We start from the raw sequence: 25,912 nt of genomic DNA, 5'->3' as shown, positions 1-25,912 counted from the left end.
CTGGAGTGCCCAATTCTGCGGTGACTGAACTGTTTGACGGTGTAGCAATGAAACTGACACGACGCCACTTTATCGGAGCGCTGGGGCTTGGGGTAGGCGGCCTGGGGGTAGGCGGGCTGGGCGCGCCGCGCGCCTTCGCCGCCGTGCGCACCGATGCCGCTCCGGGTCTGCTCGCCCAGGCCAGGGCGGCGCTCGACGCCCATGGCGCCAAGGTACCGCACCGCGATGTTGTCGGCCTCGTCGATTTTGCCGCACCTTCGGGCAAGCCGCGCTTTCAGGTCATCGATCTTGGCAGCGGGCGGATCGTGTCGAGCAACCTTGTGGCGCATGGGCGCGGGTCTGACCCCGCCAACACCGGCTTCGTGCAGCGATTCTCGAACGAACCGGGATCGAATGCCTCGTCCGCAGGCAGCTTTCTGGTGGGCGAGAGCTATGTCGGCAAATATGGCCGCTCGCGGCGGTTGCACGGGCTCGATCCGCAAAACGATCTGGCGTTTGATCGGGCCATCGTGATCCACAGCGCCGATTATGTCAGCCAGACCATGGCGAGCACATCGGGCAGGGTGGGGCGCAGTTTCGGCTGCTTCACCGTCTCGCACAGCGATATCGCCATGGTGCTGGCGCAGCTGGGGCCGGGACGACTGCTGTTCTCCGCGCGCTAGGCTGGCGCGTCGTCAGCGCCCAGCGCTCCCGCCCGGCAACGCCCCCAAAAGGGGACGAAGCCGGGCGGGAGCCACCGGTGACGCGTGATCACCAGATGCGGATGCGCTTTTCGGGCGGCAGGTACAATGCGTCGCCCGGCTTGACGTCGAATGCCTTGTACCACTCGTCGAAATTGCGGACGGTGCCGTTGGCGCGGTAATTGGCGGGCGAGTGCGAGTCCGTCTGCAGCTGCTGGCGCAGGAACTCCTCGCGCGACTTGTTGCGCCACACCTGTGCCCAGGCCATGAAGAAGCGCTGGTCGCCGGTCAGCCCGTCGATCACCTTGTCCTCCTTGCCGTTCAGGTGGATCTTGTAGGCGCGGTACGCCATCGAGAGGCCACCGACATCGCCGATGTTCTCGCCCAGCGTGAGCGCGCCGTTGACGCAGGTCTTGCCGTCGTCGAGCGGGCACAAGGCGCTGTACTGCGCGACGAGCGCGCTGGTCAGCTTCTTGAAGTTGGCCTGGTCTTCGGGCGTCCACCAGTCGCGCAGTACGCCGTCGCCGTCCGACTTCGATCCCTGGTCATCGAAGCCATGGCCCATTTCATGGCCGATGACCCCGCCGATCGCGCCATAATTCACCGCCGGGTCCGCGGTCAGGTTGAAGAACGGCGGCTGCAGGATCGCGGCGGGGAAGACGATCTCGTTGCGCGGCGGCGAGTAATATGCGTTCACCGTCTGCGGCAGCATGAACCATTCGGTCTTGTCGATCGGCTTGCCCAGCTTGGAGATGTTGTCCTTATAGCCCCAGGTGGTCGCGGCGATGACATTGTCGAGCGCCTTGCCCGGCGCGATCGCCAGGCTGTCATAGGTCTCGAACTTTTCGGTATAGCCGATCTTGGGGGTGAACTTGGCGAGCTTGTCGCGCGCCTCCACCTTGGTGGCATCGCCCATCCAGGTGATGTCGTCGAGGTTCGCCGCCATCGCCTTGCGCAGATTGCCGACCAGCTCGTCCATCGCGGCCTTGTTTTCAGACGGGAAATAGCGGTCCGCATAGATCTTGCCGACGATCTCGCCCATCGTGCCTTCGACCGCGGCGACACCGCGCTGCCAGCGCTCGCGCTGCTTCTGCTGGCCGCCCAGCACCTTGCCGTAGAATGCGAAATTGGCCTCATCGATATCCGAGGGCAGCACGCTGGCGTTGCTCGAGAGGAAACCGGCGGCAAGCCAGGCCTGCCACGCCGCGATCGGTGCGGTGTTGGCGAGCGTGAACAGCCCGCCGATGCCGCTGCCGAGCTTGGCCGCCTGTTCGGGGGTCAGCTTTTCGGCGGCCAGTTCCTCGGCGGTCGGGGTGAGCTGGCGGACGACGAAGTCCTGCTGGCCGTCGACGCCGATCGCCTTCATGAAGGTCTCGACCGGGAAACCGCCGCCCAATGCCACCATCTCGGCCTTGGTGAGCTTGTTGTAGGTGAGGTTGCGGTTGCGGCCCACGGCGCGGTCCCAATGCGCGGTCGCGATCTGCTTTTCCAGATCATAGACCGTCTGCGCGGTGGCCGCCGGATCGGCATAGCCTGCCTTGCCCATCAGGAACGTCAGATACTGCATGTATCCGGCGCGGATCTTCAGGTTCGCCTCGCTGTCGACGAGATAATAGTCGCGGTCGGGCAGGCCCAGGCCCGCCTGGGTCACCTGGAAGATATAGGTGTCGGTCTGCTTGGAATCGATATCGACAAAGCCTGCCACCGGGCTGCGGAAGCCGGGCGCGCCGAACAATTTGGCAAGGTCTTCGCGGGTCTTGGCCGCCTTGATCTTGTCGAGATAGGGCTGGGCAGGGGCAAGGCCCGCCGCGTCGATCGCTGCGGTATCGAGATAGGAATTGTAGAACGCGGCAACCTTGCCTGCGCCGGTCTTCGGATCGGGCTTGGTTGCGGCGAGCTCGTCGATGATCTTGCGCACGCGCTGCTCGGACTTTTCGGCGAGCAGCGTGAACGCGCCATAGCGGGTACGATCGGCGGGCATTTCGAAGCTGTCGAGCCACTTGCCGTTAACATAGGCGTAGAAGTCATCGCCGGGCTTGACCGCCGGGTTCATCACGGTGGTGTCGATGCCCCATTTGCCCCAATAGTCGCGCGCGGTGGTGGTGATGCCCTCGGCATCGGGGGTGCCGGCCAGCGGCGCGTCGGCAGACGCTTCGCCTTCGATCAGCAGGTCGATTTCCGGGCCCTTGCCGTCGGTTTCGTGCGCGCTGACAGGTGACGCCGCCAGCGCGATGAGCGCTGCCGATGCCAGCAGAATCGATTTTACCATATGTAGCTCCCCTAAGGTTTGTTGAGCCCGCATTGCAGGCGGTCGCCATGCCGCGCCGGAACGGCGGACTGCGACGATGCGGGCAGCCTAGGGCGTGTCCGACAGGCGGGCAAAGCTTTTCGGCAGGCAGCAGGGCAGCGTCGACCAACGGCTTTGCAGCACCAGCTGGCCGCGCCGCCCCCGCGGCCGCGATCAGCCGGGCATCGCGATCGTCCGCCGTCCGGGAAGGACGCTCAGGCTGCTGCTTCCGGCCAGATCGGTGCTGCGTTCGCGAATGGTGCGCAACTTGTGCCAGTGCGCTGTGGCGCTTTGCTGGGTCAGTTGCAGCGTCATGTAGCCGCGCGAGCTGGTATCGGCCCATTTGAGCTGCGGATTGCCGCGCACCAGTGCACCTGCGACATCGGCGGGGGCAATGGTCGGCGCATAGGCCTCGAACCCCGGCGAGCTGATCGAATGACCGGCAAACTCGACCCCGGCGGGCTTGTCGCCCGCATCCAGATCGAAGCCCCAGCCATTGTGGCTGTCGCCCGACAGCACGACCAGATCGGCGTCCGCGGCTTGCGCGGACTGGAGCAGCGCCTCGCGCTGGACGGGGTAGCCATCCCATGCGTCCATGTTGAACGGCAGGCCGGCCTTGCTCGCGGCAAGCCCCGCAGCCGATCGGCTGCGCACGATCGCGGGCGCGTCCCTGGGCACCCAGTCGGCGGTTTCGAGCGGAAGCTTCATCGATCCCATCACGCATTGCTGCGCCCACACCTGCCAGCGGGTGCCCGACGCCTTGGACGCCTTGAACTGCGCGCCCAGCCAGCGTGCCTGATCGTCACCCAGCATATGGCGGGCAGGGTCGACCCATTTTTCGTCGCGGAACCTGGCCAGTGCTGCAGCGATGTCGCCGCCACCGGCAAACGCATCGGCGAGCTCGGCGGGTTTGTCTCGGCCCGACAGGCGGCTTTCGGTGCGGATCAGCGTGGCAAGGTTGCCGATCTGGTAGCTGGTCCACAAGGGGTCGGCGGGCGCCAGATCGGCGACCGGCATCCACTCGCGATAGACCTGTTCGGCGATGCGGCGGCGGGTCGCATAATCGCCTTCGCTGTCGCTCTGATGGTTCTGCGCGCCATCGCGATAGCTGTCGTTGGCGATCTCGTGGTCGTCCCACATCGCGATCATCGGCACCACCTGGTGCAGCCGCTGCAGATCGGCATCGAGCCGGTAGCTGGCATAGCGCAGCCGGTAATCGGCCAGCGTCACCATCTCGTGATCGGGCTGGACGCTGCGTCCGGGGAGCGCCTGACCGCGCGTGGGGTACACGTCGAGACCGTATTCATAGACATAGTCGCCGGTGTGCACCGCCAGATCCAGGTCGTTGCGCGCGGCGGCATGGGCATAGCCGTTGAACCAGCCAAAGGGCAGGTTGGAGCAGGAGAACACGCCGATGTTGAAGCCTGCGGTCTCGCCCACCGGCAGCGTACGGGTGCGGCCGACCGGTGACGTGCTGCCATCGGCCGCAACGAAGCGATAGAAATACCAGCTGTCGGGCTTGAGCCCTGTGACGGTGAGCTTGGCGATATGGTCGCGCGCGGCGCTGGCAGTGACCGACCCGCCGCCCACAGGCCTGGCGAAATCGGGGGTAGGGGAGAGCTCGGCGGTCAGTCGGGCGTCGCTGTCCGCGACATAGCGCGTCCACAGCAGCACCGAATTGCCCGAAGGTTCGCCGCTCGCCACGCCATGGGTGAAGCCGCGCCCTGCAAACAGCGCCTGCGCCGCACCGGGAATGGACAGCGCGGCAAGCCCGAAGGTGCCCGCCTTGATCAGCAGCCTGCGGTCGATTGTCATGGTCATGGGGACGGCCTCTCCGGAGTGTTTTTGCAGCGCATCGGACAGCGCGCGTGTCTGATGGTCAAGTCCCGTGTCGTGCGTGTGACAATAGCGTGAAATTTTGAAGATTACAGAAATATGACATATGAACGTCTTTTATATGACAATGATGTTGCATTGACTGTCACATAGGCATAGCATTCGACCTGTCACGTTGAGAAAGGATCAGATGACATGAACACCAAAGTTATCGCAATCGCGGCCGTGGCCGCCCTCGGTATGGCTGCGCCTGGCTTTGCCCAGCCTGTGCAGAACCGGGCGGCGGCGAATGAAATCGGTTATGATGCCGGCGCGCTGGGCTATGCCGCGCTGCTGCAGGGCAATTACCCGGCCGCTCTGGAACAGATGCAGGCCGCAGAGAAACAGGTTTCACCGGCCGCCCGCCGCGATCCCGCAAGGTTGATCAACATGGGGCTGGCCTATGCCAAGATGGGCGATGTTGCTTCGGCGCGTCAGCATTACCAGGCGGCGATCAACGCCCCGGCATCGTTCGACATCATCCTGTCGGACGGGCGCGTGATGGACAGCCGCGTTGCCGCGCGCCACGCCATGCGCCGCCTCGATCAGGGCTATGCCAGCCGCTGATCGCGCCGATCGATCGAAAATCACCAGCGCCCGGCCGGACCTGTTCCGGCCGGGCGTTTATGCGTCCGGCTGTGGGACAGTTGTGGCAATTAAGTCACCTTATTCGCGCAATGCGCATGCGCGTGGCGACTCATTCGGCGCTCGCCAAGGCCTTGGCTGAACTGCAGGCTTCGCCCAGGCGTTCGGATTAGTCCTTATTTATTAGGTAGATAGGTCGGTGCATCTGCCCCGTGACCCGGTTCTGTCACATAAGACTCCAAACCGTCATAATCCTGTCGCTCCATTGTCACTGAAATAGCGCCGCAGGTTCATCTTGCCTGCCTATCTGCCCCCTCGAACGGCGTTCCAGGGGGTGGAATCAGCTCATCTCCGCCTCGTTCCAGAAAAGCCGACAGACTGATCTGTCCTGATTTGCGGAGATTCAAAGATGCTCAATGCACGTGTTCGTTCGGTCCTGATGGCTTCGGCCGCGGCCCTGGTAGTTACCGCTTGCGGCGCAGATGACGTCGCATCGCCCGGCGAAGGCGTCATCGTTGTTCCGACTCCCACGCCGGCACCCGCGCCCGCCCCGACGCCGACTCCGACCCCCACGCCGACCCCGACCGGTCCGGCTGCAGACTGCCCCAACGGCACCGCCAATGTCGGCACCATCACGCTGGGTGGCGGCGCAGTTGCCCGCAACTGCCAGCTTTCGGGCACGATCACGACCAACCTGGTGATCCCGCGCCGCGCCGGCACTGTCTACTCGCTCTCGGGCCGCGTTCAGGTCGGCGTCGATGTCGGTGCCGCAGGTGGCGCCGGAACCTCGGCCATCCTGACCATCGAGCCGGGCGTGACCTTCTTCGGATCGTCGGGCGCCGACTTCCTTCTGGTCAACCGCGGCTCGCAGCTGTTTGCCGAAGGCACCGCGACTCAGCCGATCATCTTCACCGCACGCGACAACGTCGTGGGCACCGCCACCGCCAACTCCAAGGGCCTGTGGGGCGGTGTCGTGATCCTCGGCCGTGCGCCGCTTTCCGACTGCGCCACCGGTTCGCCGACCAACCCTGGCGGCACCCGCACCGATTGCTCGGGCGTCGTCGAAGGCACCAACGCCAATTATGGCGGTGCGGTCCCCACCGACAACTCGGGCCGCATCGCGTTCTTCCAGGTTCGCTATTCGGGCTTCGAGGTCCAGCCGGGCAACGAGCTCAACGGCATCACCCTGGCAGGCGTGGGCTCGGGCACCTTCTTCCAGAACGTGCAGGTCTACAACAGCTCGGACGACGGCATCGAATGGTTTGGCGGCCGCGTCAACGGACGCAACCTCGTCGGCCTGGGCAATGACGACGACACCTTCGACATGGATCTGGGCTATCAGGGCTTCAACCAGTTCCTGCTGGGCATCCAGACCGCCAGCGCCAACCACGTGATCGAAGGCGATTCGAACGGCAACGAAAACGCCGAGCCGCGCACCAAGTGGTCGATGTCGAACGCCACGTTCGTCTCCACCCAGACCACCGCAGACGAAGCGGCGATCCTGCTGCGCGGCGGCATGGACTTTGCCGCGTTCAACAGCGTGATCAGCGGTCCCGGCTGGTGCCTTGACGTTGACTCGGCGGTGACGATGCAGGCCGCAGGCACTGCGGGCGCTGGTGACGAAGCCGGCCCGCCGCGCTTTGAATCGGTGTTCCTCAGCTGCCCCAACGCCTTCACCGATGATGGCAACGTGACCGTTGCCGCCATCCAGGCGCTGTTCACCGCCGGATCGAACAACACCACCAACGGCACCTCGACGCTGTCGGGCATCTTCATCAATGGTGCCAACGAAACCGCGCGTCCGGTGTTCAACGTCACCGCGATCAACAGCTTCTACAACTCGGTCACCTATATCGGTGCGGTGCGTGATGCTGCCGACACGCGGTTCCAGGGATGGACCTGCGGCCTTTACAGCAGCACGCCTGCTTGCACCGCCGTGCCGACCATTCCGACCACCTGATTGTAAACCGCTGACCGGTTTCGGGGCGGCGGCGAAAAGCGCCGCCGCCCCTTTTTGATGAATTCTTGGAGGGACTCATGGCGAAATTGACGCCGCTTTCATTCGCTGCATTGCTGATGGCCAGCTCAGGCTTGGTTTCGCCGGCCGCCTTCGCCCAGGAAGCCCCCGCGCAGCCGACCCAGGATGCCGCCCAACCGGCTGCCGAGGAACCGGACGCCGAGGAACCCGCCCAGGAAGAGATCGAAATCTCCGGTCCCGGTGCGGGCGGCGGCAGCAGTGAAATCGTGGTGCGCGGTCGCTTCATCCCCAACCCGATCCGAGCGACCTCCGAGGTGCTCTCGGTCCTCAGCGAAGCCGACATCGCGCGCACCGCCGATGGCGACATTGCCGGATCGCTGCAGCGCGTGACCGGCCTCAGCGTCGTCGGCGGCCGCTTCGTGTTCGTTCGCGGTCTGGGTGAACGCTATTCGCTCGCGCTGATGAACGGATCGCCGCTGACCTCGCCCGATCCGCTGCGCCGCACCGTGCCGCTCGACATCTTCCCGACCAGCGTCATCGCCTCGACCACCATCCAGAAGAGCTATTCGGTGGACTATCCGGGCGAATTCGGCGGTGGCGCAATCAACCTCACCACCAAGTCGGTTCCGCGCGACCCGTTCTTCAAGATCGAGGTCGGCACCGGCGGTGACACCATCACCACCGGCGAGGTGGGCTATACCTATTTCGGCTCCTCGACCGATTTCACCGGCTTCGACAATGGCGCGCGTACGCTGCCGCGCAACCTGCGCAACGCCTTTGCCTCGGGCAATCCGATTTCCGTGGGGGCCAATTTCACCGCCGGTGAAGTGCGCGACCTGACCGCAAGCCTGGCCAACGCCAACACTGCGCTGATCCAGCGCAACAACAACATCCCGGTCAATTTCTCGGGCCAGATCAGCGGCGCGACCAGCTTTCTGATCGGCGATGTCAACATCGGCATCGTCGGCGCGACCGGCATCAACAATACCTGGCGTACGCGCGGCGGCGTCCAGCAGATCTCGCAGGGCATCGTGCCGGTGAACGGCGTCGATACGCTCAACCCCGACATCGATTTCCGCTATCTGACCACCGAGAACCGCATCGTCGTCAACGGCCTGCTGGGCATCACCGCGGACGTCGGCGAGCACAAGTTCAAGCTCACCAACGTCTTCATCCGCGATACGCTTAAGGACGCATCGATCCGTGAAGGCATCGACGCGCGCGTCACCGACACCCGGCTGATCAACCGCAGCCGTACCAACTGGTTCGAACGCCAGCTGATGAACACCCAGTTCGTCGGCGAGATGAAGTTCGACGATTTCCGCCTCAACTTCCGCGGCAGCTACGCCAATTCGCAGCGCGAAGCCCCGTATGAGCGGACGTTCGACTATACCTTCAACGCGGTCGCTGGTGACTTCGTCAACGATCTCCAGTCGGCGGGCGAGGGCGCGCGCATCGCGTTCAGCGATCTCGACGACAATGTCTACGGCGCCAATGTCGACCTTGCCTATGACACCGACATCGGCTTTCCGATCACCTTCTCGGCCGGCTATGCCTATTACAAGAACGACCGTACCTCGATCCGCCGCGACTTCCGCTTCCTGAGCGGGCAGGGACCGCTGCCGTTTGCGGTTTCGCAGCAGCGCCCCGACTTCCTGCTGTCGGACTTCAACGTCTACACCTTCGATGTCCGCCTGGTCGAAACCTCGGGCACCAACGGCGCGGCAGCCTATGATGCCGGGCTGGAAGTGCATGCAGGCTATCTGCAGTTCGAGGCCAAGTTCACCGACACCCTCAAGCTTCAGGCAGGCGTGCGCTATGAAGATGGCTCCCAGTTCGTGCTGCCGATCGATCTGTTCGGCCTGGGCAGCGCCAATCTGGTGGCGACCAGCATCAAGAAGGACGACTTTCTGCCTGCCGCGACGCTGACCTGGAACCTGGCCGAGGACATGCAGGTGCGCTTTGCCGCCTCCAAGACCATCGCCCGGCCGCAGTTCCGCGAGCTTGCGCCGCAGCAGTATCTCGATCTGGAATTCGACCGCACCTTCTTTGGCAACCCGTTCCTCAAGAACAGCCGCCTGATCAACCTCGAAGCGCGCTACGAATATTTCTTCGGGCGTGACGAGCGCGTGACCGCCGCGATCTTCTACAAGGACATCAAGGATCCGATCGAAAACCTCGGTTTCCGTCAGGGCGACAACTTCTTCACCACCTTCGCCAACGCACCCACCGCCACGCTCTACGGTGCGGAAATCGAGCTGGTGAAATATTTCGATCTGATCGATCTGGGCGGCACCTTCTTCGAGGAACGCCGTCTGCTGATCGCGGGCAACTACACCTACACCAATTCGGATGTGAAGGTGACCGCGCAGGACCAGATCGCCGATCCGCTGAGCGGCAACATGGTCGCCGCCTCGACGATCTTCCGCACCGGCGGCTTTGCGCTGACCGGCCAGTCCGATCATATCGCCAACATGCAGGTCGGGCTTGAAGGCACCGGCGAACGTCTGTCGCAGCAGACCATCCTGCTGTCGTGGAACAGCAACCGCGTGACCAACCGCGGTCCTGCGGGCCAGCCCGATTTCGTCGAATACACCGGTCCCCGGCTCGACTTCGTGTGGCGCGAGGGCTTCAAGGTCTTCAACAAGGTCGCCGAGCTCAAGTTCGAGGCCCGCAACCTGCTGGGAACCGATTATGTCGAATTCCAGCAGCTCAACACTTCGACCATTCTCAACAACGCCTATGACATCGGCCGGGCCTTCTCGATCAGCGCATCGCTGCAGTTCTGATCGGTCCAAGGCGGCCAAACGATATGTGTGATGGGGGGCAGTCCGCAGGGGCTGCCCCTTGCCGTTGGCGTTTCAGGCCGATCACGCGCGCATTTGCATTCAAATATCTGTCATAAACTGGTAATCCAACCGTCATGCGCCGCGCCTAGCAGCGTGTCAGGGCCAAGGGGATCGGCCCGCAACGGGGAGTGATTCGTGGCATCAGCGGCCCATCACGGCGCGCAGACAGGCCTTGGTGCTTCTCTTTCCCGATTCCGGTCGGCAAGATTTGCAGCCCCGGCCAGCGGTCTGGCGCGGTTTCTGCCCAAGGAGTTGTATGGCTGGCTGCGGGCGCTGCTGATCCTTGCGCTGGTCATCCAGATCGCGCGGCTGATCTGGACCATCATCACACCGATCGCGCCTTTGGGCGACTGGCAGGCGCGCACCGCCAATGTCATGTCCGCGCCTTCGCGCGCCGCGCTGTTCGCGAGCTTCGACGGGTTCGACCGCGCGGCGACCGCGGGCGATGCCAGCGCGGCAGTCACCTCGCTCGATCTGACGCTCTACGGTTTGCGGATGAACGAGGCTTCGGGCGGCGGCTCGGCGATCATCGCCGGGTCGGACGGCGTCCAGCGCAGCTATGGCGTGGGCGAGGAGGTGGCACCGGGCGTCAAGCTGGTGCAGGTGCTGTTCGATCATGTCGTGCTCGAACGCGGCGGATTGCGCGAGAGCCTGTTCATCGACCAGTCGGTTCCCGCCGATACCGTGGGCGACACAGCGGCGGCGCCAGCCACACCGGCGCAGGCGCTGCCTGTGGCGCAGGCCGGGCCGCTCACTGCAGAGGCGATCACCGCGGGCATCGGCTTTGCCCCGCGCAATGAGAACGGGCGGGTCAGCGGTTTTGCCGTCACCCCCAAGGCCGATGGCGCGGTGTTCGCGCAGGCCGGCTTCAAGCCCGGCGATATCGTCACCGAAATCAACGGCCGCAAGGTCAGCTCCGCGCAGGATGGCGCGGCGTTGGCAGGGCAGCTTCGTCCCGGAGCCCGGCTGTCGCTGCTCATTGAGCGCGGCACCGAGACCCTTCCCATTGCGCTGATCATACCGGAACCATGAAAAAACACATTTCAACCCTGGCGCTTTGCGCCGCGCTCGTGTTCGCGTCACCTCTGGCCGCGCAGCACAGCCTCAATGTCCGCGATGCCGATGTACGCGCCTTTATCGAGGATGCGGCCACGGTGACCGGGCGCACGTTCATCATCGATGGCCGTGTGCAGGGCAAGGTTTCGGTGGTTACCGACCGACCCTTGAGCCGCAGCGAGTATTTCGAGGTGTTCCTCTCCACGCTGCGCGCCAACGGGCTGATCGCGGTGCCGACCGCCAACGGCGCCTATCGCATCCAGCCGACCGATGGCGCAGCGTCTGCGCCGGGCCGGGTGGGCAGTCGCGGCGGGCAGAACGAGTTCGTCACCGAGGTCTTCCGCCTGCGCGCGATCGACGCGACCACCGCGGTCGAGACGCTGCGTCCGCTTGTCAGCCGCGAAGGATCGATCACCGCCAACCGCAGCGGCAACAGCCTGGTCGTCGCCGATTATGCCGACAACATCCGCCGCATCCGCGCGCTGATCGGCCAGATCGATCGCGACAATGCGACCACCCAGGTGATCACGCTCAACCATGCCGGCGCGCGCGAGATCGCGATGACGCTGCAGCAGCTGGCGCCCGCGCCCGGCGGCGGCGCGGAAGGCGGCGGGGGCGGCGCGCCGCTGGTGTCGGTCGTCGCGGTGGATTCGAGCAATTCGGTCGCGCTGCGCGGCGATGCGCCCACCGTTGCGCGGCTGACCGCGATCGCCAGGGAGCTCGATGCGCGCGCTGCGAACGGCAGCGAGATCCGCGTGATCTGGCTCGATTATGCCGATGCCGAGCAATTGGTGCCGGTGCTGCAAATGATGGTCGGCGCGCAGGGCGGCGGCGGTTTGCAGCCGATGTCCGCGACGCCTGCGGCGGCTCCCTCTGCCAATGGCGCAGCCCCGGCTGCGGCGTCCTCCCCGATCGGCGGCGCGGTGGGGCTTTCGAACGGACGCGGCACCGCGATCATCACGCGCTATGAAGGCGCCAATGCGGTGATCATCTCCGCCCCGGTCGATGTCCAGCGCTCGCTCGCCGAGCTCGTGCGCCAGCTCGATATCCGCCAGGAACAGGTGCTGGTCGAGGCGATCATCGTCGAGATCTCCGACCGGGTCGCTCGCGAGCTCGGCGTGCAGTTCCTGATCGGCGGCAAGGACATTCCGTTCCTCGTCACCCCGTTCTCCAACGTCGCGCCCAACATCCTCGATATCGCGGGCGGCATTCTCGCCAACGATCTGGATGAGACCACCACGGTGATCAACGGTGATACCGTGACCACCAGCAACAACAGCGCGGTGGGCGATTTCCTGCGCCAGAACGCTGCCAACCGCATCTTGGGCGCGCGCGGCGGCTATACCGGCTTTGCTGCCGATATCGGCAACAACCGGGTCTTGGGCGCGATCATCAATGCGGTGCAGGAGGACAGCGAGTCCAACATCCTGTCGACGCCATCGCTGACCGTGAACGACAATGTGCAGGGCTCGATCCTGTTCGGCCAGGAAATCCCAATCAGCACCGGCGAGGCGCTGTCGAACAATTTCGACAACGCCTTCCGCACCATCCAGCGGCAGAATGTCGGCATCGAGCTCGAGGTGAAGCCGCAGATCAACGCGGGCAACCAGATCAAGCTCGACATCAGGCAGGAGGTCAGCTCGATCGTCGGACCGGTGAGCAACGATTTCAACGAGCTGATCATCAACAAGCGCGAGGTCAAGACCACGGTTACGGTCAAGGACCGCGAGATCATCGCTTTGGGCGGTCTGCTCGACGACAACGAGCGCCGCACGATCCAGAAGATCCCGCTGCTCGGCGACATCCCGATCATCGGCGAGCTGTTCAAGTCGCGCGGGCGCGAGCGGACCAAGACCAACCTGATGGTGTTCATCCGCCCGACGATCCTGCGCACCGCCGAGGACGCGCAGGCGATCGCGGCGCGGCGCTACAATTATGTCCGCGCGGCGCAGATCGAGTTCAACCCCAAGGTCGAACCCTCGCTCGACACCATCGTGCGCGACTATCTGGGCGCGAACATTCCGGTCGCCGCGCCGCCGGGGCCGAATGACCAGGTGATCGCGCCGCGTCCGATGCCCGGTAGCGGACCGCTCGACACAACCACGCTGCCTGCCAGCCAGCCCGGCCAGGCCGAGCTGCCGCCGGTGGGGGGAGACCGGCCATGAAGATCCGCAAGGGCGAAGCCGGTGACGGCACGATCGATGAAGCCGCCGCCGACGCGCCGCTCGAGCTTGCCGCCGAGCGCAGTCTCGCGCGGATGATGCTCGACATTCCCTATGGTTTTGCCCGCGACAACGGCGTGGTGATGCTGGGCGAGGCCGACGGGCGGCTCAAGGTCGCGCTGCGCGAGGGCGCGGACCCGATCACCTTGCTCGAGGTGCGGCGCTATCTGGCGATGCCGTTCGATGTCGAGCTCGCCCCGGTGGCGCAGTTCGAGCGCTATCTGTCGGATCATTATGCGGTCGAAGGCAATGCCGCGGCGATGGCAAGCTCGATGAACATCGATGGCAGCGATCTGGAGATGCTGGCGAGCGACCTTCCCAGTGCCGAGGATTTGCTCGACAGCGCCGACGATGCGCCTGCGATCCGGCTGATCAACGGCGTCATCGCCGAGGCGGCGCGGCAGGGCGTGTCGGATATCCATATCGAGCCTTATGAAACGGGCCTCGTGATCCGCATGCGGATGGATGGCGTGCTGCAGGAAAAGCTGCGGATGCCGCCCAATGTCGCGCCGGTGATCGTCAGCCGCATCAAGGTGATGGCGCGATTGGACATCGCCGAGCGCCGCGTTCCGCAGGATGGCCGCATCGGGCTGACGATCGGCGGCAAACTGCTCGACGTGCGCGTATCGACCTTGCCCAGCCGGGCGGGTGAGCGCGTGGTGCTGCGTTTGCTCGACAAGGAAAACGCCAATATGGATCTGGGGCTGCTGGGCATGAGCCCGCGCACCCACAAGATCCTTGCCGAGGCGCTGTCCGAGCCCAATGGCATCGTGCTGGTTACGGGTCCCACCGGATCGGGCAAGACCACCACGCTCTATTCGTGCCTCAAGCAGCTCAACGACGGCTCGCGCAACATGCTGACCGTCGAGGACCCGGTCGAGTACGCCATCGAGGGTGTCGGCCAGACTCAGGTGAACCCCAAGGTCGGGCTGACCTTCGCCGCCGGGCTGCGCGCGATCCTGCGCCAGGACCCCGATGTGGTGATGATCGGCGAAATCCGCGATCACGAGACCGCCGAGATCGCGGTGCAGGCCTCGCTCACCGGGCATCTGGTGCTCTCGACCGTCCACACCAACGACGCGATCGGCGCGATCACCCGGATGCGCGACATGAAGATCGAGCCGTTCCTGCTCGCCTCGACCTTGCGCGCGGTCGTCGCGCAGCGGCTGGTGCGGCGGCTGTGCCCCGAATGCCGCGAGCCGGTGCAGGCCGATGGCTCGCTCGCCTCTTTGCTCGGCTTCGACAAGGGTACCGTGGTCTATCGTCCGGTCGGCTGCGACCATTGCAACCACACCGGCTTCCAGGGCCGCATCGGCGTTTTCGAGGCGGTGCGGGTGGATGAAACCATTCGCCGCCTGATCAACGATGGCGGCGATGAGGCGATCATCGCGCGGCACGCCTTCCTGAATGCGCCCAATCTGGGCTCGGCGGCGCGCGAACTGGTGCGCACCGGCCAGACCACGGCCGAAGAGGCGATCCGCATTTCGCGGCGCGAGGCCGAGCCGGTGCCCGAACCGCTGAGAGCCTGATGGCTGACTTTGCCTATAAGGTGATCGATTCCGCCGGGCGCGAGCGACAGGGGCGGATCAGCGCGCCTTCGGATGCGCAGGCGCGCGCGGCGCTGATCCGCAAGGCGTTCCACATCGTTACCGTCACACCTGCACCACCGCGCAAGGCGCTGATCTCGCAGCGCACCGCGCGATTGAGCCCCAAGCAGCTCACCCTGTTCACCCGGCAGATGTCGTCGCTGATGAGCGTCAGCCCCCTGGAAGAGGCGCTGCGCACGATCAGCCGCCAGACCGAAAAGGCCAATGCACGCGAGGTGCTGATCAACGTGCATGCGGGCGTGATGGAAGGGCAGTCGCTCGCCGAAGCGATGGCGCGCGAGCCGCGCAGCTTCCCGCCTTTGTTCCGCGCGATGATCAGCGCGGGCGAAAGCTCGGGCTCGCTGCCGGTGATTACCGAGCGGCTCGCAGCCTTGCTCGAACAGCAGGCCGAGGTGCGCGGCAAGATCATCTCGGCGCTCGCTTATCCGATCATCCTGACCCTGGTCGCGTTCGGCGTGGTGGCCGGGCTGATGATCTCGGTGGTGCCGCGCGTGGTCGAACAGTTCGACAATGCCTCTACTCAGCTGCCGCTGATCACGCGGATCGTCATCGGCATCTCCGATTTCCTCAGCAACTGGTGGTGGGCGCTGGCCATTGCGATGGTGCTCGCAGGCGTCGCCTTCTGGCGCGCCATGAAGGTGGCTTCGTTCAAATACCGCTTCGATGGCATGCTGCTCAAGCTGCCGCTGATCGGGCGGCTGATCCGCGACATGAACGCGGCAAGGCTGGCGCGGACGCTGGCGACCATGGTGCACAGCCGCCTGCCTCTGCTCGAAGGCATGAAGCTGACCACACGCACCGTGCGCAACGCGGTGCTGCGCGAGGCGCTGGAAGAGGCGGTGGAGTCGATCCGTTCGGGGGGCTCGCTTTCGGGCGCGCTCAGGAATGCGGGGACCTTTCCGCCGCTGCTGGTGTATCTTGTCGCTAGCGGCGAGAGCGCAGGCCAGCTCGATACCATGCTCGAGCGCGCCGCCGATTATCTCGAACGCGAGTTCCAGAATTTCACCTCCACCGCGATGGCCCTGCTAGAACCAGCTATCATCGTGGTCATGGGCGGGGTGGTCGCGCTGATCATCCTGTCGATCCTGCTGCCGATCCTGCAGCTTCAGAACCTGACTGGCTTATGAGGACCAACATGCTGAAATTCCGATCCGCGCTGCTCAAGCGCCTTTCGCCCCAGGCGCGCAAGCGTGCCAACGGGTTTACTTTGGTCGAGCTGATGGTGGTGATCTTCATCATCGGGCTGCTCGCGACGATCGTGGTCATCAACGTGCTTCCCAGCCAGGACCGCGCAATGACCGAAAAGGCGCGCAGCGACATCGCGACGCTGAGCCAGGCGCTCGAAATGTACCGGCTCGACAACCTGGCCTATCCGGGATCTGCCGAGGGGCTGAACGCGCTGGTCACCGCGCCGCCAACGCTGGCGCAGCCGGGCCGCTATCGCAGCGGCGGCTATATCAAGAAGCTGCCGCAGGACCCCTGGGGCCGCCCGTATCAGTATATCAGCCCCGGCACGACGGGTGCCTTCGACCTCTATTCGCTGGGCGCCGATGGCGCGCCGGGCGGCGAGAACGAGAATGCGGATATCACCGCGGATGGGGCTTAAGCGCCTAAAGTCCTCCCCCAGCTTGCTGGGGGAGGGGGACCGTTCGCGGAGCGAATGGTGGAGGGGCAGCGGGATCGAGCCCATGAAAACGATGTGCGCCTCGCTACCCCTCCACCCCCGACCTTTGGTCGGCGGTCCCCCTCCCCGAGACAAGCTCGGGGAGGATTTGAGGAACGGCTTCACCCTCATCGAGCTTATGGTCGTCCTGTTCATCATCGGCCTGGTCGCAGGCGCGGTTGTGCTGTCGTTGCCCGGCGACAGCGCGGCGCTCTCCGAAGACGCCGATCGCTTTGCCGCCCGCGTCGCCGCCGCGCGCGATGAGGCGGTGGTCAGCGCTCGGCCCATCGCTGTGTGGATCGCGCCGTCGGGCTATGGTTTCGATGCGCGGCAGGACCGGCAATGGGTGCCCTTGAACGCGCGCACGCTCGCCAACCGCGACTGGAAGCCGGGGACGATGGCGCGGATCGCGGGCGAGGCGGCGGAGGTCGCTGCGCCGCCTGGGACCGATCCTGCCGCTGCCGGCGCCCCTTCGCGCGCGCGCTTCTGGTTCGACAGCACCGGGCTTCCCAACGCCCCAGTGGAGGTGGTGCTGTCGCGTGGAGCCAACAGCGATCGGATCATCATCAGCGCAACCGGCGAGGTGGGCCGCCCCCGCTAGTTGGCCGAACTGGTCACCGCCAGCGCAGGTTGTCCCGCGTCAGCTGGTCGAGCCGGGTGACCCCCATCAGCTTCATGCCGCGTTCGATCTCTCCGCGCAGGTTGGCAAGCGTGCGCTCAACCCCGCGCTGACCGCCGGCGGCGAGCGCGTAGAGATACAGCCGACCGCCCGAACACGCCTTCGCGCCGAGGCTCAGCGCCTTGAGCACATGCGTGCCGCGGGTGATGCCGCCGTCGCAGATCACCTCGATCCTGTCGCCGACCGCATCGACAATCTCGGCAAGCTGGTCGAACGGCGCGCGGCTGCCGTCGAGCTGGCGCCCGCCATGGTTGGAGACCATGATCGCGGTTGCGCCGATCGCCACGGCGCGGCGCGCATCCTCGACGCTCATGATCCCCTTGAGGCAGAACGGGCCGTCCCAGGCCTTGCGGATGTCCTCGGCCATTGCCCAGTCCATCGACTGGTCGAGCATGGTGTTGAAATAGTCGGCGACCGAAATCGCGGCATTGCTGCCCGCCGCGATATGGCTTTCGAGGTTGGGCAGCGAAAAGCGTTCGCGGCCCATGTAGTTGAGCGACCAACCCGGATGCGTGGCAAAGCTCAGCGCCGACCGGGGCGTGAGTTTGGGCGGAGAGGTGAATCCGGTGTGCAGGCACCGCTCGCGCTTGCCCGAGACGATGGTATCCACGGTCAGTGCCAGCGCATCGAACTTCGCTGCCTTGGCCGCCTGGATCAGCGCGGCGTTCAATCCCTTGTCCTTGTGAACATAGAGCTGAAACAGCTTGGGGCTGGAGATGCTGTCGCCGATCTCGGCAAGGCTGACCGTGGCGAGCGAGGAGATGCCGAAGAAGGTGTTGAACTTCTCCGCCGCCGCGCCGACCGCCTTTTCGCCGCGCCAGTGAAACAGTCGCTGCAGCGCGGTGGGGGAGAGGAACAGGGGCATGTCGATCTTGCGCCCCATCAGCGTGGTCGACATGTCGATATCGGCAACGCCTGCCAGCACGTTGGGGATCAGGTCGCAGTCCTCGTACGCTGCCGTGTTGCGGCGCCGCGTCCTCTCGTCGTCGGCGGCGCCATCGATGTAATGGAACACCGGATAGGGCAGCTTGCGGCGCGCGAGGTCACGAAAATCGTCGACCGTGTGGCAATCGGCCAGCCGCCGGACCGGAAAACGTCGCATGTGTGTTGCCCCCAAATCCAGTCCCAACTGCCGACACTCTTGCAACAGATATTCCCGTCACCCCCGCGAAAGCGGGGGTCCCGCTTTTGGAAGCATCCTCTGTGAAAAGCGTCATCCCCGCGTTCGCGGGAATGACGGCTGAATCGACCAAAGCGTTATAATGTAACGACGACGGCTTTCGCCGGAGAACGGGGTTTGTTCAAGAGGACTTTTACTTCATGCTCGCGGGCGCAGGTGCGGACGGGTATTTGCAGCCGCGCTGCAGCCCGACGCCCTTGAGGAAGCTTCGGCGGACGACGCCGGCATAGACTGCAGCATTGTAGCGACGCTCCTGCGCGGCTGCGCCCGAAATCTCGCGGATCACGCGGCGGAAGGGGATGATCGAGTTGACGATCAGTCCGCCGACCTTGCCTGCGGTGTCCTTGCGCTTGTCATCGCGGGTCTTTTCATAGGGCACGTCGAGATCTTCGCCCAGCACCGCATCCATGTCGCCGATCGCGCTGCGTATCTGCGAGCAGGTCTTGATGCCCACCAGCGAATAGGGCTTGTCCTGAATGGCGATCAGGTTTTCCGGAATGTCCTTCTTGTCGAGCCCGACATCCTCGACCGGCTGGGTCACCACCTCTTCTGCCACCTGTTCGGTCGAGCGCGGGCCATTCGAGCCCGGGTTCTGCGCACTGGCAGGCAGGGCGCTGCCGACAAAGGCAAGGCTGGCAAGCGTGATCACGGTGCGGTGCATGGTTGTTCCCCTCATGTCGGCGTCAAACGGGACGCCCTTGTTGCGGATACGCGCGGACCTGCAAAACGATGCACCGTTCTAGAGCCGTGCCGCGCTGAACGTGTCGCACTGCGCCGGATCGCCGGTGCTCAGGCCCTTTTTCAGCCACGCCATGCGCTGTGCCGACGTGCCATGGGTGAAGCTTTCGGGCACCGGCCTGCGTCCGGCGGCCTTTTGCAGCGTATCGTCGCCGATGGCGTTGGCGGCGGTCAGACCTTCCTCGATATCGCCCGGCTCGATCCGCTCGCGGTTGCGCGCGGCCCACACCCCGGCATAGCAGTCCGCCTCGAGCTCCATGCGGACCTGCAGGTCGTTGCCCTGTGCCTCGCTGGCAGTGCGCTGCGCGCGGCGGACCTGATCGGAGCGGCCGCTGATCGTCTGGATGTGGTGGCCGACCTCGTGCGCGATGACATAGGCCTGCGCGAAATCGCCCGCTGCGCCGAAGCGGGTGGCAAGCTCGTCGAAGAAGCTGGTGTCGAGATAGATGCCGTTGTCGGCGGGGCAATAGAACGGCCCCATCGCGCTTTGCGCCGCGCCGCAGCCGGACTGGCCGTTGCGGTCGTAGAAGGTGAGGGTGGCGGGCTGATAGGTCTGCCCCTGTTCCTTGAACAGCGCCCCCCAGGTGTCCTCGGTGCTCGCGAGCACCTGGCAGCTGAACTTGCTCTTTTCATCGACCGCGCAACTCTGGTCTGCGCTCTGGCCTCCAGCCGCTCCAGGGCCCTGCGTCTGCACCGGCGCGCCGCCAGGCATGCCGCCGCCCTGCATCAGCTCCATCGGGTTGATTCCGAACACCAGCGCCGCGATCCCCAGGATCAGGATGGTGCCGATGCCCATCTTGCCGCCGCCGATGGGAAAGCGCGGGCCACCCCCGCCGCCGCCGCGCTGGTCGGAGATATTGTCGGAGGTGCGATAGTCGTCGAGCTTCATGGCGTTGGCGGTTCCTGTCCTGATTGGCAGGGATGGTACGCCGGGAACGGCGTTTTGGCAGCACCGTTTTTTCACGCCAATTGCGTTATGGTGCGCTGCGGCATAGGGTTGGCGTCAAAGCGCGTGGACGCACGCCACCAGATAAGGACCTTCTATGCCCGGCACTCAAGATGCGCTGGATACCCAGTCCGCAGCCGTTCCGCTGCCTGAAACCGTCGCGCTGGTGCTGCAGGGCGGGGGTGCGCTGGGATCGTATCAGGCCGGCGTGTTCAGCGAGCTGGTGCGGCAGAATGTGCGAATCGACTGGGTCGCAGGCATCTCGATCGGTGCGATCAATGCGGCGATCATCGCAGGCAACGAGCCGCATCTCGCCTGCACCCGGCTGCGTGAGTTCTGGGAGCTGGTAACCTCGGGCACGTTCGACTTCATGCTGGGCGATGCCGATTACTGGCGCGAGATGAACCATTATGCGGGCGCCGCGATGGCCGCGACCGTCGGCGTGCCGGGCTTCTTCCGCCCGCACATGTTGCCGCCCACCTTCGCCTGGCCGGGAACGCCTGCTGCGGTCAGCATGTATGATACCACCCCGATGATCGAGACGCTCAACCGCTTTGTCGACTGGGACCGGCTGAACAACGGGCCCGTGCGCTTCTCGGTGGGCGCGGTGAACGTGGAATCGGGCAATTTCTATTATTTCGACACCAAGGACCCGCATGGTCCGCAGACGATCGATGCGCGGCACATCATGGCATCGGGCGCGTTGCCGCCGGGCTTTGCGCCGGTGGAGATCAACGGCAAGCATTACTGGGACGGCGGCCTGGTGAGCAACACGCCGCTCGCCTATGTGCTCGACAACCAGACCAGCGACATGCTCGCCTTCCAGATCGACCTGTTTCCCGCGCGCGGCGAACTGCCCACCAAGTTTGCCGACGTGATGAGCCGCGAGAAGGATATCCGCTATTCCAGCCGCACCCGGCAGGTGACCGATTACTATCTCAAGCTGCGCAAGGAGCACGAGGCGCTGCGCAAGGTGCTGGCGATGCTGCCGCCCGATATGTGCAGTGATCCCAATGTCGAGCGCGTCCGCGCGCTGGTCGAGGACAATGCAGTCAACATCGTTCACCTGATCTACAATGTGCAGCGCTGGGAAAGCGGGATGCGCGACTTCGAGTTTTCGCGCGGCACCATGGACATGCACTGGGAGCAGGGGATCGAGGCAGTGCAGGCGGTGATGAAGCGCGGCGACCTGCTCGCGCAGAATATCATGGACGGCAAGACTGCGGCGTTCGACCTCGCCCCGCACGGCTGACCGGGCCGCCGGGGCCCAGGAAACAAGGGGAGAGAGAGCATGGCTTTGAGGTTTGCAGCCGGGCTGGCACTGGCCGCGCTGGCGCTTGGTTCGCCCGCGCCCGCGCAGCGCTGGCAGGACATCATCACTCCCGCCGACGCCGAGCGGCTCCGACAGCGCGATTCGGCATTCGCCGCTGCACTTGCCGAGGTCCAGGCTTCCGAATTTGCAGGAGAGCTGGCCAAGGCGGCATTGCTGTACGACCCCAAGAAGCGCCTGGAAAACCCGCTGCCGCCCGAGGGCAAATATCTGTGCGCGACGCACAAGCTGGGCGGCAAGTATCTGGCGTTCATCGCCTATCCCGATTTTGCCTGCGCGATCTACGGCAGCAGCGCGACGCGGCAGTTCGTCAAGCTCACCGGATCGCAGCGCCCGGTCGGATTCATCCACGCCGATGGCAAGCGCAGCGGGGTGTTCCTCGGCTCGCTGATGCTGGGCGACGACGAGACGCTGGTGCCTTATGGCCAGGACAAGGAACGCGACATGGCCGGAACCGTCGAGCGGATCGGCAAGGACCGCTGGCGGATCGTCTTTCCCAACCCCTATTATGAATCGACGCTCGACATCATCGATCTGCGTCCGATGAGGTAACGCCCATGCCAAGCGGAACCGCTCTGAGCTATTCGATGATCATGCTGCTGACCGGGATCGGGATTCCGGTGATGGCTGCGCTGAACAGCCAGCTCGGCGTCAGGCTGGCGAACCCGGCGGCGGCATCGGTCATCCTGTTCCTGTCGGCGCTGTTCATCGCGGCGGCGGCAACCGCGGTTGTAGGCCTGCCCGATCTGGCCAAGGTCCGCGCCGCGCCGCCGCACCTGTTCTTCAGCGGTGCATTCGTTGCGTTCTATGTGCTGTCGATCACCTGGATCGGACCGCGCTTCGGCATCGGCAACGCGGTGTTCCTGGTGCTGCTGGGGCAGATCGTCGCCGCCGCCCTGATTGATCACTTCGGCCTGTTCGGGGTGCCGCGCAGTCCGCTCACCGCGCTGCGCATTGGCGGCATGGTGATGATGACAGTCGGGGTGCTGATGGCGCGCAAGATCGGCTGAGCGTTTTTGACTGACATGGCAGATCCAAGCCGCTAGCTTCCTGGACAAACATATGTCTGGGGAGACACTTATGCCGGTCGCATCGATGTTCGCGCGCGCGCTTGCCGCATCCACTCTGGCGCTCGCGGTTGCGATGCCCGCGCAGGCGCAGGACACGATCCGCGCCGATATCGCCGCGGACATGCCGGGCCTGATGGACCTCTACCGCGATCTGCACGCCAATCCCGAGCTCAGCTTCCAGGAGGTGAAGACCGCCAGGAAGCTCGCCGCAGAGGCGCGCAAACTGGGCTTCGAGGTCACCGAAGGTGTCGGCAAGACCGGGGTGGTCGCGGTGATGAAGAACGGCCCCGGGCCGGTGGTGATGCTGCGCGCTGACATGGACGGGCTGCCGGTGGTCGAGCAGACCGGCCTCGCTTACGCCAGCAAGGTGCGCGCGATGAGCCCGGCGGGGATCGAGACCGGGGTGATGCACGCCTGCGGGCATGACACGCACATGACCGGCTGGGTCGCCACCGCGCGGCAGCTGGTCAAGCGCAAGGCGGAATGGTCGGGCACGCTGGTCATGATCCTGCAGCCGGCCGAGGAGATCGGATCGGGCGCGGTGGCGATGCTGGAAGACGGTCTGTTCACGCGCTTTCCCAAACCCAAATATGTGCTCGGCTTCCATGATGCCGCGCAGGCGCCCGCCGGGTTCATCGGTTACACCCCGGGCTTTGCGCTCGCCAATGTCGACAGCGTCGATATCAAGGTGAAGGGGCTGGGCGGGCACGGGGCCTATCCGCAGTCGACCAAGGACCCGATCGTGCTGGGCGCGCGCATCGTCACCACGCTGCAGACGCTCATCAGCCGCGAGCTCGACCCGCAGGACGCCGCGGTGGTCACCGTCGGCAGCTTCCAGGCTGGCGCCAAGCACAACATCATCTCGGACGAGGCGACGCTGCTGCTCACCGTGCGCAGCTATTCGGACGAAACCCGGGCCAAGATCCTCGAAGGCATCAAGCGCATCGCCAAGGGCGAGGCGATTGCGGCAGGCGTGCCCGAGGACAGGATGCCGGTGGTGACGATGAGCGACACCTTCACCCCTGCGGTCTACAACAGCCCCGATTTCACCCGCGAAACCGCCGCGATGCTAAAGGCGCGGTTTGGCGATCAGCGCGTGGCGCAGGTACCGCCGTCGATGGGGGGCGAGGATTTCAGCCGCTTCTACCGCGCGGACCCGGACAACATCACCAGCCTGATCTTCTGGGTGGGCGGGGTGCCGGTCGCCGAATACACCAAGGCCAAGAAGGAGGGCATCGAGATGCCTTCGCTGCACAGCCCGTTCTGGGCGCCCGAAGCCGATACCGTCATCGCGACCGCCGCCGAGGCGATGACCGCGATGACGCTCAAGCTGATGCCGAAGGCACCCTGATCAGAGCAATTGTGGCTGGCGTTCGGCGGCGCGGCTGCCGACGCCGGGCAAGTTGAGCGCGGAGACCATCTCGCGCAGTTCCTGCCGCGCGATGATGTGGCTGGTGCCCAGATCCGCCAGATGGCCCTTGTCGAGCAGGGTGAGCCCTGAGGGGAACAGCTCGCGATAGACCACGCGTTCGGACAGGCCCTGCACATAGCGGAAGCCGACGCGCTTGGAGAGTTCGGCCAGCGCCGCATCGAGCCTGCGCTTGTTGCGCGCGTCGGTCTGCTGGGTGCGGTTGCGCAGCACCACCCAGTCGATCTCGATCCCGTCGGTCTTGGCGCGCGCCTTGCGCGCTTCCCAGATCAGCTCGGCATAGAAGCTCAGGCGGCGGACCTTGAAGTTTTCGGGGTCCACCTGGCCGATCAGGTCGAAATCGACGAAGCTGTCGTTAAGCGGGGTGACCAGCGTGTCGGCGCGGGTGGCGACGAAGCGCGCGAACTTGTCGTCGCGGCCGGGTGTGTCATAGACCAGAAAGTCGCATTCCTGGCTCATCTTGCTGACCATCTGCTCCAGCCGCGCCTGAGTGTCGTCCTGGAACACCTCGAAATTGGGGGTGGGCAGGGTGATGCTGCGGCGCTGCTGCGTGGCGACGCGGTTTTCCAGATAGCGATGCAGCGTGCGCTGGCGCGGATCGAGATCGATCGCGCCGACCCGGAAGCCCAGATACGAAAGCGCCACTGCGACATGCACCGCGCTGGTCGATTTGCCGGTGCCGCCCTTTTCATTGGCAAATACGATATGGTGCGGGGACGCCTTGCGCGTCATCATGTCCATGGTTTTCAGCCCCTTCCAGCAGGACGACGAATGTGCCAGTGCTGCCTAGTGAATCACGTGCGGGCACGACCCGTACCCCATGCGGCAGTTCCCTATCGGAGGCTTTACCAAGGTGCAAATCATACGTCGGGTAGACAGGTTGCGGTCAGCGGTTTCGCTGCTTCGGCGGCAGGGCGGAGAGGTGGCTCTGGTGCCCACCATGGGCGCGCTGCACGCAGGGCACATGCAACTGATGCGCGAGGCGAAACAGCGGGCCGACCATGTGGTCGCCTCGATCTTCGTCAACCCCATGCAGTTCGGCGCGAACGAGGATCTTGATGCCTATCCCCGGCAGGAAGAGGCGGATGCCGCGATGCTGAGCGAGGCTGGCGTCGCGATCCTGTGGGCACCCGATGTCGATCAGGTCTACCCGGCCGGCTTTGCCACCAATGTCAGCGTGGCGGGGGTCAGCGACGGCCTGTGCGGCGCGGCCCGGCAGGGCCACTTCGATGGCGTCGCCACCATCGTCGCCAAGCTGTTCAATCAGGTCCAGCCCGACATGGCGCTGTTCGGCGAGAAGGATTACCAGCAGCTGGCCGTGATCCGCACGATGGCGCGCGATCTCAATTTCGGGCTCGACATCATCGGCGTGCCGACGGTTCGTGATGCCGACGGGCTCGCGCTGTCGTCGCGCAACGCGTATCTGACATCCGAACAGCGCGCGGCAGCCGCGATGCTGCCGCGCGCGATGCAGGCGGGGATCGCGGTGATCGAGGCGGGCGGCCCGGTGGGTGAAGCGACGCGCGGGATCGAACAGGCGCTGCTCGCCGCCGGATTTGCCAGCGTCGATTATGTTACCCTGGCCGATGCGGCGACGCTCCAGCCGATGGAGATCGCCGATCGACCCGCGCGCCTGCTGGTCGCAGCGCGTATCGGCAGCACTCGGCTCATCGATAATATGCCCGTAAACGCAAGGTAATGTAAAACTTCTGGCATGGTATCTGCCGGATTAACCTTT

The 25,912-nt window shown here is 65.0% G+C and carries 21 protein-coding genes; 15 read left to right on the top strand and 6 right to left on the bottom strand.

Going from position 1 to position 25,912, the window contains the following annotated elements:
- The first annotated feature begins 47 nt into the window (after positions 1-47).
- A complete protein-coding gene (locus BSY18_RS09240; protein WP_083231391.1) occupies positions 48-662 on the top strand; it encodes a murein L,D-transpeptidase catalytic domain family protein in 615 nt (204 codons plus the stop codon).
- A gap of 88 nt (positions 663-750) precedes the next feature.
- Here BSY18_RS09240 and BSY18_RS09235 read toward each other — a convergent pair whose 3' ends face one another.
- A complete protein-coding gene (locus tag BSY18_RS09235) occupies positions 751-2,949 on the bottom strand; it encodes a M13 family metallopeptidase (protein ID WP_069050392.1) in 2,199 nt (732 codons plus the stop codon).
- A gap of 192 nt (positions 2,950-3,141) precedes the next feature.
- A complete protein-coding gene (locus tag BSY18_RS09230) occupies positions 3,142-4,788 on the bottom strand; it encodes an alkaline phosphatase D family protein (RefSeq protein WP_069050391.1) in 1,647 nt (548 codons plus the stop codon).
- A gap of 210 nt (positions 4,789-4,998) precedes the next feature.
- Between BSY18_RS09230 and BSY18_RS09225 the strand changes: the two genes are divergently transcribed.
- From BSY18_RS09225 to gspH, 9 genes are all read left to right on the top strand, one after another.
- On the top strand, positions 4,999-5,409 hold the full coding sequence (locus tag BSY18_RS09225) for a tetratricopeptide repeat protein (protein ID WP_069050390.1): 411 nt from the start codon (positions 4,999-5,001) through the stop codon (positions 5,407-5,409).
- Between the two features lie 427 nt (positions 5,410-5,836).
- Entirely contained in the window at positions 5,837-7,387 is a 1,551-nt protein-coding gene (locus BSY18_RS09220) for a hypothetical protein (RefSeq protein ID WP_069050389.1), read from the top strand.
- A 131-nt stretch (positions 7,388-7,518) separates the two neighbouring features.
- Positions 7,519-10,194 (top strand): TonB-dependent receptor domain-containing protein, encoded by a 2,676-nt coding sequence (locus BSY18_RS09215; RefSeq protein WP_236823495.1) that lies wholly within the window; start codon positions 7,519-7,521, stop codon positions 10,192-10,194.
- Positions 10,195-10,389: 195 nt separating this feature from the next.
- Entirely contained in the window at positions 10,390-11,286 is an 897-nt protein-coding gene (locus tag BSY18_RS09210; RefSeq protein WP_083231390.1) for a type II secretion system protein N, read from the top strand.
- Entirely contained in the window at positions 11,283-13,475 is a 2,193-nt protein-coding gene (gene gspD, locus BSY18_RS09205) for a type II secretion system secretin GspD (RefSeq protein ID WP_069050387.1), read from the top strand. Before BSY18_RS09210 ends, gspD begins: the two co-directional genes overlap by 4 nt.
- Positions 13,472-15,061, top strand: coding sequence for a type II secretion system ATPase GspE (gene gspE, locus BSY18_RS09200; protein WP_083231389.1), 1,590 nt, complete (start codon positions 13,472-13,474; stop codon positions 15,059-15,061). Before gspD ends, gspE begins: the two co-directional genes overlap by 4 nt.
- A complete protein-coding gene (gene gspF / locus BSY18_RS09195) occupies positions 15,061-16,266 on the top strand; it encodes a type II secretion system inner membrane protein GspF (protein WP_054136706.1) in 1,206 nt (401 codons plus the stop codon). The genes gspE and gspF overlap by 1 nt, the downstream gene beginning before the upstream one ends.
- Positions 16,267-16,274: 8 nt before the next feature.
- Positions 16,275-16,745 (top strand): type II secretion system major pseudopilin GspG, encoded by a 471-nt coding sequence (gene gspG, locus BSY18_RS09190; protein WP_054136707.1) that lies wholly within the window; start codon positions 16,275-16,277, stop codon positions 16,743-16,745.
- Between the two features lie 82 nt (positions 16,746-16,827).
- Positions 16,828-17,403 (top strand): type II secretion system minor pseudopilin GspH, encoded by a 576-nt coding sequence (gspH, locus tag BSY18_RS09185; RefSeq protein WP_442856574.1) that lies wholly within the window; start codon positions 16,828-16,830, stop codon positions 17,401-17,403.
- A gap of 13 nt (positions 17,404-17,416) precedes the next feature.
- Here gspH and BSY18_RS09180 read toward each other — a convergent pair whose 3' ends face one another.
- The 3 genes from BSY18_RS09180 to ypfJ form a co-directional block, all read right to left on the bottom strand.
- Positions 17,417-18,583, bottom strand: coding sequence for an alpha-hydroxy acid oxidase (locus BSY18_RS09180; RefSeq protein ID WP_069050385.1), 1,167 nt, complete (start codon positions 18,581-18,583; stop codon positions 17,417-17,419).
- Positions 18,584-18,794: 211 nt separating this feature from the next.
- Positions 18,795-19,337 carry a hypothetical protein gene (locus BSY18_RS09175; protein WP_236823494.1) on the bottom strand — a complete coding sequence of 181 codons (543 nt, stop codon included), beginning with the start codon at positions 19,335-19,337 and terminating at the stop codon, positions 18,795-18,797.
- A gap of 63 nt (positions 19,338-19,400) precedes the next feature.
- Positions 19,401-20,288 carry a KPN_02809 family neutral zinc metallopeptidase gene (gene ypfJ / locus BSY18_RS09170; protein WP_069050384.1) on the bottom strand — a complete coding sequence of 296 codons (888 nt, stop codon included), beginning with the start codon at positions 20,286-20,288 and terminating at the stop codon, positions 19,401-19,403.
- 154 nt (positions 20,289-20,442) lie between these two features.
- On the opposite strand from ypfJ, the gene BSY18_RS09165 reads away from it, so the two are divergent.
- The 4 genes from BSY18_RS09165 to BSY18_RS09150 all read left to right on the top strand — a co-directional run bounded on the left by BSY18_RS09165 (position 20,443) and on the right by BSY18_RS09150 (position 24,096).
- Positions 20,443-21,597 carry a patatin-like phospholipase family protein gene (locus BSY18_RS09165; protein WP_054134770.1) on the top strand — a complete coding sequence of 385 codons (1,155 nt, stop codon included), beginning with the start codon at positions 20,443-20,445 and terminating at the stop codon, positions 21,595-21,597.
- Between the two features lie 39 nt (positions 21,598-21,636).
- Positions 21,637-22,227, top strand: coding sequence for a DUF4893 domain-containing protein (locus BSY18_RS09160; protein ID WP_083231387.1), 591 nt, complete (start codon positions 21,637-21,639; stop codon positions 22,225-22,227).
- A gap of 5 nt (positions 22,228-22,232) precedes the next feature.
- Entirely contained in the window at positions 22,233-22,685 is a 453-nt protein-coding gene (locus tag BSY18_RS09155; protein WP_069050383.1) for a DMT family transporter, read from the top strand.
- 70 nt (positions 22,686-22,755) lie between these two features.
- The gene (locus tag BSY18_RS09150; protein WP_069050382.1) at positions 22,756-24,096 is read left to right on the top strand and encodes an amidohydrolase; all 1,341 of its coding nucleotides are present in this window, start codon (positions 22,756-22,758) and stop codon (positions 24,094-24,096) included.
- On the opposite strand, the gene BSY18_RS09145 is transcribed toward BSY18_RS09150, so the two are convergent.
- Entirely contained in the window at positions 24,097-24,915 is an 819-nt protein-coding gene (locus BSY18_RS09145; RefSeq protein ID WP_171900198.1) for a division plane positioning ATPase MipZ, read from the bottom strand.
- 112 nt (positions 24,916-25,027) lie between these two features.
- Here BSY18_RS09145 and panC point away from each other — a divergent pair, with 112 nt between their 5' ends.
- Positions 25,028-25,873 (top strand): pantoate--beta-alanine ligase, encoded by an 846-nt coding sequence (gene panC / locus BSY18_RS09140; RefSeq protein ID WP_069051826.1) that lies wholly within the window; start codon positions 25,028-25,030, stop codon positions 25,871-25,873.
- Positions 25,874-25,912 lie beyond the last annotated feature (39 nt).

Source organism: Blastomonas sp. RAC04 (genome assembly GCF_001713435.1).
GTDB lineage: Bacteria > Pseudomonadota > Alphaproteobacteria > Sphingomonadales > Sphingomonadaceae > Blastomonas > Blastomonas fulva.
Note: the sequence above shows the minus strand (reverse complement) of the source record. Positions and strands in the feature narration are given on the sequence as shown.

Excerpts from the sequence above, each read along its gene's own strand:
- BSY18_RS09240 (WP_083231391.1), top strand. The coding sequence starts at position 48 with ATGAAACTGACACGACGCCACTTTATCGGAGCGCTGGGGCTTGGGGTA.
- BSY18_RS09235 (WP_069050392.1), bottom strand. The coding sequence starts at position 2,949 with ATGGTAAAATCGATTCTGCTGGCATCGGCAGCGCTCATCGCGCTGGCG.
- BSY18_RS09230 (WP_069050391.1), bottom strand. The coding sequence starts at position 4,788 with ATGACCATGACAATCGACCGCAGGCTGCTGATCAAGGCGGGCACCTTC.
- BSY18_RS09225 (WP_069050390.1), top strand. The coding sequence starts at position 4,999 with ATGAACACCAAAGTTATCGCAATCGCGGCCGTGGCCGCCCTCGGTATG.
- BSY18_RS09220 (WP_069050389.1), top strand. The coding sequence starts at position 5,837 with ATGCTCAATGCACGTGTTCGTTCGGTCCTGATGGCTTCGGCCGCGGCC.
- gspD (WP_069050387.1), top strand. The coding sequence starts at position 11,283 with ATGAAAAAACACATTTCAACCCTGGCGCTTTGCGCCGCGCTCGTGTTC.
- gspE (WP_083231389.1), top strand. The coding sequence starts at position 13,472 with ATGAAGATCCGCAAGGGCGAAGCCGGTGACGGCACGATCGATGAAGCC.
- gspF (WP_054136706.1), top strand. The coding sequence starts at position 15,061 with ATGGCTGACTTTGCCTATAAGGTGATCGATTCCGCCGGGCGCGAGCGA.
- gspG (WP_054136707.1), top strand. The coding sequence starts at position 16,275 with ATGCTGAAATTCCGATCCGCGCTGCTCAAGCGCCTTTCGCCCCAGGCG.
- gspH (WP_442856574.1), top strand. The coding sequence starts at position 16,828 with ATGAAAACGATGTGCGCCTCGCTACCCCTCCACCCCCGACCTTTGGTC.
- BSY18_RS09180 (WP_069050385.1), bottom strand. The coding sequence starts at position 18,583 with ATGCGACGTTTTCCGGTCCGGCGGCTGGCCGATTGCCACACGGTCGAC.
- BSY18_RS09175 (WP_236823494.1), bottom strand. The coding sequence starts at position 19,337 with ATGAGGGGAACAACCATGCACCGCACCGTGATCACGCTTGCCAGCCTT.
- ypfJ (WP_069050384.1), bottom strand. The coding sequence starts at position 20,288 with ATGAAGCTCGACGACTATCGCACCTCCGACAATATCTCCGACCAGCGC.
- BSY18_RS09165 (WP_054134770.1), top strand. The coding sequence starts at position 20,443 with ATGCCCGGCACTCAAGATGCGCTGGATACCCAGTCCGCAGCCGTTCCG.
- BSY18_RS09160 (WP_083231387.1), top strand. The coding sequence starts at position 21,637 with ATGGCTTTGAGGTTTGCAGCCGGGCTGGCACTGGCCGCGCTGGCGCTT.
- BSY18_RS09155 (WP_069050383.1), top strand. The coding sequence starts at position 22,233 with ATGCCAAGCGGAACCGCTCTGAGCTATTCGATGATCATGCTGCTGACC.
- BSY18_RS09150 (WP_069050382.1), top strand. The coding sequence starts at position 22,756 with ATGCCGGTCGCATCGATGTTCGCGCGCGCGCTTGCCGCATCCACTCTG.
- BSY18_RS09145 (WP_171900198.1), bottom strand. The coding sequence starts at position 24,915 with ATGGACATGATGACGCGCAAGGCGTCCCCGCACCATATCGTATTTGCC.